At 68.0% G+C, this 8,404-nt stretch carries 5 protein-coding genes; all 5 read left to right on the top strand.

From position 1 onward, the window contains the following. Nucleotides 1-440: 440 nt before the first annotated feature. Complete coding sequence (locus FXO19_RS18870; protein WP_149196663.1) at nucleotides 441-686, top strand: FitA-like ribbon-helix-helix domain-containing protein; 246 nt, start codon at nucleotides 441-443, stop codon at nucleotides 684-686. Beyond that, nucleotides 683-1,078, top strand: coding sequence for a type II toxin-antitoxin system VapC family toxin (locus FXO19_RS18865; RefSeq protein WP_149196662.1), 396 nt, complete (start codon nucleotides 683-685; stop codon nucleotides 1,076-1,078). Before FXO19_RS18870 ends, FXO19_RS18865 begins: the two co-directional genes overlap by 4 nt. 395 nt (nucleotides 1,079-1,473) lie before the next feature. Beyond that, entirely contained in the window at nucleotides 1,474-1,722 is a 249-nt protein-coding gene (locus FXO19_RS18860) for a FitA-like ribbon-helix-helix domain-containing protein (protein ID WP_149196661.1), read from the top strand. Next, nucleotides 1,719-2,138: a type II toxin-antitoxin system VapC family toxin gene (locus tag FXO19_RS18855; protein ID WP_149196660.1), complete on the top strand. Its 420-nt coding sequence runs from the start codon at nucleotides 1,719-1,721 to the stop codon at nucleotides 2,136-2,138. The genes FXO19_RS18860 and FXO19_RS18855 overlap by 4 nt, the downstream gene beginning before the upstream one ends. Nucleotides 2,139-2,877: 739 nt before the next feature. Then, nucleotides 2,878-8,404, top strand: a 5,527-nt coding sequence (locus tag FXO19_RS18850; RefSeq protein WP_149196659.1) for a DUF7927 domain-containing protein, incomplete at its 3' end; no start/stop codon positions are given.

Raw genomic sequence — 8,404 nt, 5'->3', positions numbered from 1 at the left:
GCGAGGAGCCGGCGATCTACGGTGTACCGGTCAGCCCGGACCTGACGCGTGACGCAGCCGTGCCGATGCCTCCGCCGCCCGCGGATGCGGGCTGGCGCCCGCAGGCGGCCACCCGCCACTGATCGCGCAGGGCGCGGTGCCGGGCTCGGTCACGATCCCTGGCACCGCGTCCGTGCGATCCGGATGCGTTGGTGCAGGTGCAGGTGGAGCGGGGCCGGAACCGGAGCTGATGCTTGACGTTACCGCCGCCTGCAAAACGGGGTCGGATCGCTTATCGGACGGCCTCGCCTCGGTAAAACGCGGTCAGGTTCTGAGCATTTTCGTCCGTGATCGCCTGACTCGAGCCGAGCCGCGAAGCGGCTTCGGCTTGAATGAATGGCGGCCCGTTGACAGTCCGGGAATGGAACCATAATGGTTCCATTACGGTTGAGGCTGCCGCCATGCCCACTACACTGACATTGAAGAACATCCCCGACGAAGTGTACGAGCGCTTGAAATTGGCCGCCGAGACGCATCGCCGAAGCCTGAACAGCGAGGCGATCGTCTGTCTCGAAGCGGTGCTGGTGCCCACGAAGGTGGCACCGGGCGAACGGCTTGCGCGTGCACGGGAACTCCGTGCCGGATTGGCCCCGAGCAAGTTCCGGGCGAAGGACATCGATGCGGCCAAGCGACTAGGCCGCCCATGATCGTCGTGGACTCGAACGTTCTGGCATATCTGTATTTGCCAGGAGAATTCACGGCGGCGGCCGAAGATCTGCTCGAGCGCGATCCGGAGTGGGCCGCGCCGCTTTTGTGGCGCAGCGAGTTTCGGAACATTCTGGCCGGGTACCTGCGCCGCGACAGTCTCAGCTTTGAACAGGCGAGCGCCCTGCAGAGCGAAGCCGAGCGGTTGCTTGCAGGATTGGAGTACGAAGTGGACTCCCGTGGCGTATTGGAACTGGTAAGAGGCAGCGATTGCTCGGCTTCTGACTGCGAATTCGTCGCGCTTGCAGAACGGTTAGGGACGAAGCTCGTCACGATGGACGGAAAGATTCTCCGCGCTTTCCCCAAGGTCGCGGTGGCCTTGGCTGCAGGCTGACCAGGTCGGCAGCCGTACCGGACGCGCAGATTGCGGCCCAAGCCCAAGCAACATCGGCCGTGCTGATCATGCGGGACCTGGATTTCGCTGACCTCGCAATCACCAGTGGAAGACGATTCCGGCATCGTAGCGATCCGATTCCGGACGATGCCATCGCCCGAGATCGTACGGATGCCGAGAGGCTTCATGAGGCAGTCCCGGTTCGGGCAGCTCAAGGAGGCATCTGGCCATCGTCCAGGACCGCCTGATGCGTGTCGTGCTGACGCAATGTGCTGCTCCGCACGGGTTGCCACCGACAAGCTGACGCCTGGATCTGGCAACGGAGATCGTCGGGAAGCCTTGAATCGCCATTAGTCAATGACTACTATGCAGTCATTGACTAATGGAGGTGCCCCATGGCGACCATGACCATCCGCAACATCGACGACCAGCTCAAGATGCGGCTGCGGGTGCAGGCGGCGCGGCATGGACGCTCGATGGAGGACGAAGCGCGCGACATCCTGCGCACGGCGCTGTCCGCCGAACCGGTGCGGGGCGAATCCCTGGTGGAGGCCATCCGGGCGCGCGTGGCGCCGCTGGGCGGCGTCGAACTGGACCTGCCGGCGCGTGAGCCGATCCGTACCCCGCCGGAACTGGGGGCATGATCGTCCTGGATACCAATGTCCTGTCGGAAATCCTGCGCCCCGAGCCCGATGCCCGGGTCCTGGCCTGGATGGACGCGCAGCCACGCTCGGCGCTGTTCACCACGACGGTCACCCGCGGGGAGTTGCTCTATGGCGTACGGCTGCTGTCGGACGGCCGGCGCAAGGCCGGGTTGCTGGAAGCCGTATCGGCGATCTTCACGTCGGAGCTGGCCGGACGGGTGCTGAGCTTCGATGAGGATGCGGCCGACGCATATGCGCAGATCGCCGCCGCGCGCAGGGCCGCCGGCAGGCCGATCAGCCAGTTCGACGCGATGATTGCAGCCGTCGCCAAGTCGCGTGGCGCCAAATTGGCGACTCGCAACGCCAAGGATTTCACCGACTGCGGTATCGACGTGATCAACCCGTGGCACGGTTGACCCAGGTCGATAAAAGGAGCGCGTCGCTACGCTATGGCGTATGCCGAAGACGAAATCGACATGCCTAGCGGAGCATTGGAACAGTGTGCGCAACAAGGCGCTGGAATTCTCAGAGTTTGAACGTGCTGAGTTGGCCCATGCCTTGGTAGCCAACCTGGATGGGTAGCTGGCCCCGACTGTTGCAGATGCTTGGGATGCCGAGATTCTGCCCGAGGTAGATGTCGGTGGCATGTTGCGCATCACGCACACACCCTGACCCGACCCATCCCGACGCCCGATGGCGGGATACCACAGCCCCGCGCCGCTGCTTCGTAGGAGCGCGCCATGCGCGCGATGCCGCGGGCATGGCGCCGCCTGCGATTCCGTCCCCCCGGCGCGCCTTCCGGTTTGCGGCGAGACCGCCGATGACGGGGTTGGAGACGCCCGCGGCATCGCGCGCATGGCGCGCTCCTACGGATCTCCGGCCGCCCGGTCTAAACGGGCGAAGCACCAAGTAGCGCCCTTCCTCCAGCCTTCTTTTCAAAAAAGGGGAGGGGCGGAGGCGCACTGCCCACGTTTCGTCTCACTGCCCATGAGACCGCCATGAGCCCGCCATAGAGCCATTTGATGAATGGACGTAAAAATTTTGGTGAGCTTTCGTGATTAAAAGTGTGACGTAAATCACGCAATATACCGGCCACTCAGCACATCGAATTTATGACCGGCAATCCGTTGCCGGTTGGCCGGGGACGTGGCAACCATGAGCAAACAACACAAAATCCCGGGCGCAGGAGATCTCTGCGCCCGCGCCTCGCACGCGCTGCATCGGCACCTGTCCGGCGGACGGACAGTGTTCGCCCTGCTGGGTGCGCTCTGCCTGGCGATGGTGCTCGTCCCCTCGGTCCACGCGCAGGAGCGGGTGATCAACACGGCGATGGTCGCGCCGCCCGATGGCGTCGCCGACCGCGATCCGGACAACAACACCGCGACGGACGACGATCCGGTATCGACCGCGGTCGTCGATTTCTGCCCGGCCGGCGCGAACCCGGTCTTCAGCATCGTCAACGGCGTGAACGTCTATCGCTACGAGCCGGGCGCCGGCGCCGATGTCCTGGTCCCCGAGCTGGCATTGCCGGCGAGCGGCAACGTCAACGGCATGATGGTGGATCCGGTCCGCAATCGCCTGCTGTTCGTGCAGCGCGTGAGCGGCAGCAGCACCGTGCTCTGGGCCTACGACGCCGCCAATGGCGGTTGGTACGAGGCGCATACGCCGTTCCCGTTCGCGTCGCCGGATTTCCCGCGCGCCGGCATGACCCCCGACGGCGTCGGCTACATGATCGCCGGCGGCGTCGCGACGCCGCAGGTCTGGCGGGTCACCGCCGATGGCGCGTTCGGCTACACGGCTGCACTCGCCGGCACGCTGACGTACGACGTGGCGCCGACTGATTTCGGTTCCGGCGACATTGCGTTCGACAGCGACGGCAACGGCTGGCTGTCAGCCGGCCGGGACCTGTACCACTTCGATCCGGCCACCATGCAGGCGACGCGGCAGGCGCGGCCGCTGCTGGACGGCGCCGCGAGCACGATCAACTGGGCCGGCGTCGCCTTCGGCGCGGACGGCACCCTGTACGTGGCCAACAGCGGCAGCATCGCCGGCGAGCCCGCCACCTACTACGCCTACGATCCCACCACCGGCATCCTGACCGAGCAGATCGCCGCGACGGCCGGCGCCTCGCGCGACCTCGCGTCCTGCGCGTTCCCCGTGCTGGCCGAGCCCGAGCTGTCGGTCGCCAAGACGCTGGCCGAGGTCAACGGTGCCGCGTACGTGCCGGGCGCCGCCGTCCAGGCCGGCGACGTGCTGACTTATGCCATCACCATCGCCAACGCCGGCGGCACCGTCGGCACCCTGTTCGAGGGCGACGTGGTGGAGACGCTGCCGGCCGGCACCACGTTCGTGGCCGCGGGCAACGACTTCACCTGCACCGGCAGCGACTGCCCGAACGACGCGGCGTTCAACATTCCTGCCGGCGGCACCGCGACCCTGTCTTTCGTGGTGCAGGTCGACGATCCGACGCCGTCCGGCGTCGACAGCATCGACAACGCCCTGACCGTGAACGGCATCGACTGCACGGCGCCGGGCAACGACTGCGACGAGACTACGCCGCTCGCGCCGGCGATCGCGGTGGTGAAGACCGCCGATCCGGGCACCGGCACCCAGGTGCAGCCGGGCGACACGATCACCTACACCCTGACCACCACGGTGGGTGGCGGCGAGACCACCGCCGTCTTCGCCGTGACCGACACCCTGGGTGCCGGCCTGAGCTTCGGCCAGGTGACCGTCCCGGGGGACTACACCTGTACGGGGGAGCTCGTGTGCTCGCTGCCGGTCGGCACCCCACAGGGCACCTATGCGGTGACCTACACCGCGACGGTGGACGATGACGCCACCGGTAGCGTCGGCAACAGCGTGGCCATCACCGGCGACGGCGGCGATCCGGACCCGGAGTGCGTAGCACCCTGCAGCACCGAGCATCCGATCGCGCCGCCGGCGATCAGCACCGTGAAGTCGGCGAACCCGGCCAACGGCACCCAAGTGCAGCCCGGCGACACGATCACCTACACCCTGACCACCACCGTCGCCATCTCCGCGACCACCGCGGCGTTCGAGCTCACCGATACCCTGGGCACGGGCCTGACGTTCGGCGCCATCGTCGACAGCGGCGACTTCACCTGCAGCGGCGAACTGGTGTGCACGCTGGCGGCCGGCGCGCTGCCCGATACCTACGTGATCACCTACTCCGCGACGGTCGACGACGCCGCCGCCGGCACCGTCGACAACAGCGTGGTGGGCACGGGCGGCGGCGATCCGGATCCGGAGTGCACGACCTGCAGCACCGAACACCAGATCGCGCCACCGGTGATCAGCACCGTCAAGTCGGCGAGCCCGGTGAACGGCAGCGAAGTGCAGCCGGGCGACACGATCACCTACACCCTGACCACCACGATCGCCACCTCGGCGACCACCGCGGATTTCGTGCTCACCGACACCCTGGGCGCGGGCCTGAGCTTCGGCGCCGTCGTCGACAGCGGCGACTTCGCCTGCAGCGGCGAGCTGGTGTGCACGCTGGCGGCCGGCGCGCTGCCCGATACCTACGTGATCACCTACACCGCGACGGTCGACGACGACGCCACCGGCACCGTCGACAACAGCGTGGTGGGCACGGGCGGCGGCGATCCGGATCCGGAGTGCACGACCTGCAGCACCGAACACCAGATCGCGCCACCGGTGATCAGCACCGTCAAGTCGGCGAGCCCGGTGAACGGCAGCGAAGTGCAGCCGGGCGACACGATCACCTACACCCTGACCACCACGATCGCCACCTCGGCGACCACCGCGGATTTCGTGCTCACCGACACCCTGGGCGCGGGGCTGACCTTCGGCCAGGTGACGAACCAGGTCGGCTTCACCTGCAGCGGCGAACTGGTGTGCACCCTGCCGACCGGCGCGCTGCCCGATACCTACACGGTCACCTACACCGCGACGGTCGATGTCGACGCCACCGGCACCGTCGACAACAGCGTGGTGGGCACGGGCGGCGGCGATCCGGACCCGGAGTGCACGACCTGCGCGACCGAACACACAATCGTGCTGCCGACGATCGGCACCACCAAGTCCTCTGACCCGGCCAACGGCACCGAGGTGCAACCGGGCGAAACCATCACCTATACCCTGACCACGACCATCGCCACCTCGGCGACGACTGCGCCGTTCCGGCTGGTCGACACGCTAGGTGCGGGCCTGACCTTCGGTGCGGTCCTCGATGCCGGCGATTTCAGCTGCAGCGGTGCGCTGGACTGCGTGCTGCCGGCGGGCACGCTGCCAGGCACGTATGTCGTGACTTACACCGTCACGGTCGACGCCGACGCCACCGGCACGGTCGGCAACAGCGTGGCAATCACCGAGGACGGCGGCAATCCGGATTCGGCGTGCACGGTGTGCGAGACCGAGCATCCGGTCGCGCCGCCGGCGATCAGCACCGTCAAGTCGGCGAATCCGGCGAACGGCACCGAGGTGCAGCCGGGCGACACGATCACCTACACCCTGACCACCACCATCGCCACTTCGGCGACCACCGGCACCTATCGGCTGGTCGACACGCTGGGCGCGGGCCTGACCTTCGGCGCGGTGACCGACGCCGGCGGCTATGCCTGCAGCGGCGCGCTGGACTGCGCACTGCCGGCCGGCACCCTGCCGGGCACCTATGCGGTGACCTACACCGCGACGGTCGACGCCGATGCCACCGGCACGGTCGGCAACAGCGTGGCGATCACCGAGGACGGCGGCGATCCGGATTCGGCGTGCACGGCCTGCGAGACCGAGCACCCGATCACGCCGCCGGCGATCAGCACCGTGAAGTCGGCAGATCCGGCCGACGGCACCGAAGTGCAGCCGGGCCAGACGATCACCTACACCCTGACCACGACCATCGCCACCTCGGCGACGACCGCGCCGTTCCGGCTGGTCGACACCCTGGGCGCGGGCCTGACCTTCGGCGCGGTGACCGACGCCGGCGATTTCGCCTGCAGCGGCACGCTGGAGTGCACGCTGCCGGCCGGCACCCTGCCGGGCAGCTACACGGTGACCTACACCGCGACGGTGAACGCCGACGCCACCGGTTCGGTGGGCAACAGCGTGGTGGTCGCCGACGACGGCGGCGATCCGGATCCGGAGTGCACCACCTGCGCCACCGAGCACACGGTCGAGCTGCCGACGATCGCGACGGTCAAGACCGCCGATCCGGCCGACGGCAGTGAAGTGCGGCCGGGCGACACCATCACCTACACCCTGACCACGACCATCTCGACTTCGGCCACGACCGCGCCGTTCCGGCTGGTCGATACGCTGGGCGCCGGCCTGACCTTCGGCGCGGTGACCGACGCCGGCGACTTCGCCTGCAGCGGCACGCTGGAGTGCACGCTGCCGGCCGGCACCCTGCCGGGCAGCTACGTGGTGACCTACACCGTGACGGTCGACGCCGACGCCACCGGTGCGGTCGGCAACAGCGTGGTGATCGCCGAAGACGGCGGTGATCCGGATCCGGAGTGCACGACGTGCGCCACCGAGCACACGATCGAACTGCCGACGATCACCACGGTCAAGACCGCCGATCCGGCTGCCGACGGCGAAGTGCGGCCGGGCGACACGATCACCTACACCCTGACCACCACGATCGCCACCTCGGCCACGACCGAAGTGTTCAGGCTCACCGACACCCTCGGCCCGGGTTTGACGTTCGGCGAGGTGACCGATGCCGGCGACTTCGCCTGCGCCGATGCGCTGGCCTGCACGCTGCCGGCCGGCACGCTGCCGGGCACCTATGCGGTGACCTACACGGCGACGGTGGATGCCGATGCCGTCGGCACGGTGAACAACAGCGTGGTGGGCGAGGGCGGCGGCGATCCCGATCCGGAGTGCGCCGCCTGCAGCATCGGGCACGAGGTCGCATTGCCGGCGATCAGCACCGTCAAGACCGCCGACCCGGCGGACGGCAGCGAGGTCAATGCCGGTGACGTCATCACCTACACCCTGACCACCACCGTCGCGACCTCGGCCACGACCGCGCCGTTCGTGTTGACCGACACGCTGGGCGACGGACAGACGCTGCTCGCCGATTCGATGGTGGCACCGGACGGCGGCAGCTGCGAGGCGACGGCGACAGGCCTGGCCTGCACCCTGGCCGAAGGCGCGCTGCCGGGCAGCTACGTGTTCACCTACCAGGCCCAGGTCGATCCGGACGCGATCGGCGCGGTGGGCAACAGCGTGGTCGGCGAAGGCGGCGGCGATCCGGATCCGGAGTGCGCCACCTGCAGCACCGAGCATCCGCTGGCCGATCCCGTGGTCACCGTCGCCAAGACCGCCGATCCGGACGACGGCATCGAAGTCAGTGTCGGCGACACCATCCTCTACACCCTGACGGTGACGATCGAGAACGCCGCGATCGCCACGCCCGTGCGCCTCATCGACACGCCGGGCGCGGGCCTGACCGTAGGCACGCTACCCGCCGGCTGCACCGACGGCGCGGGCGGGATCGTCTGCACGCTGGAAGTGGGCACGGTGCCGGGTGTCTATGCCTTCACCTACCCGGCCACGATCAATGGCGAGGCCTCGGGTGAGGTCAGCAACGTTGTGACCAGCGAGTTCAACGGTCGGATCGCTCCGGTCTGCCAGCCTTGCGGCACGGTGCACAAGCTGGCCGACGAGCCGCAGCTGCGGGTGATCAAGACCG

Source organism: Luteimonas suaedae (assembly GCF_008312895.1).
In the GTDB taxonomy this organism is placed as follows: Bacteria; Pseudomonadota; Gammaproteobacteria; order Xanthomonadales; family Xanthomonadaceae; genus Luteimonas; species Luteimonas suaedae.
The sequence above is the reverse complement of the archived record's forward strand: the minus strand, read 5'-3'. Positions and strand labels throughout refer to the sequence as shown.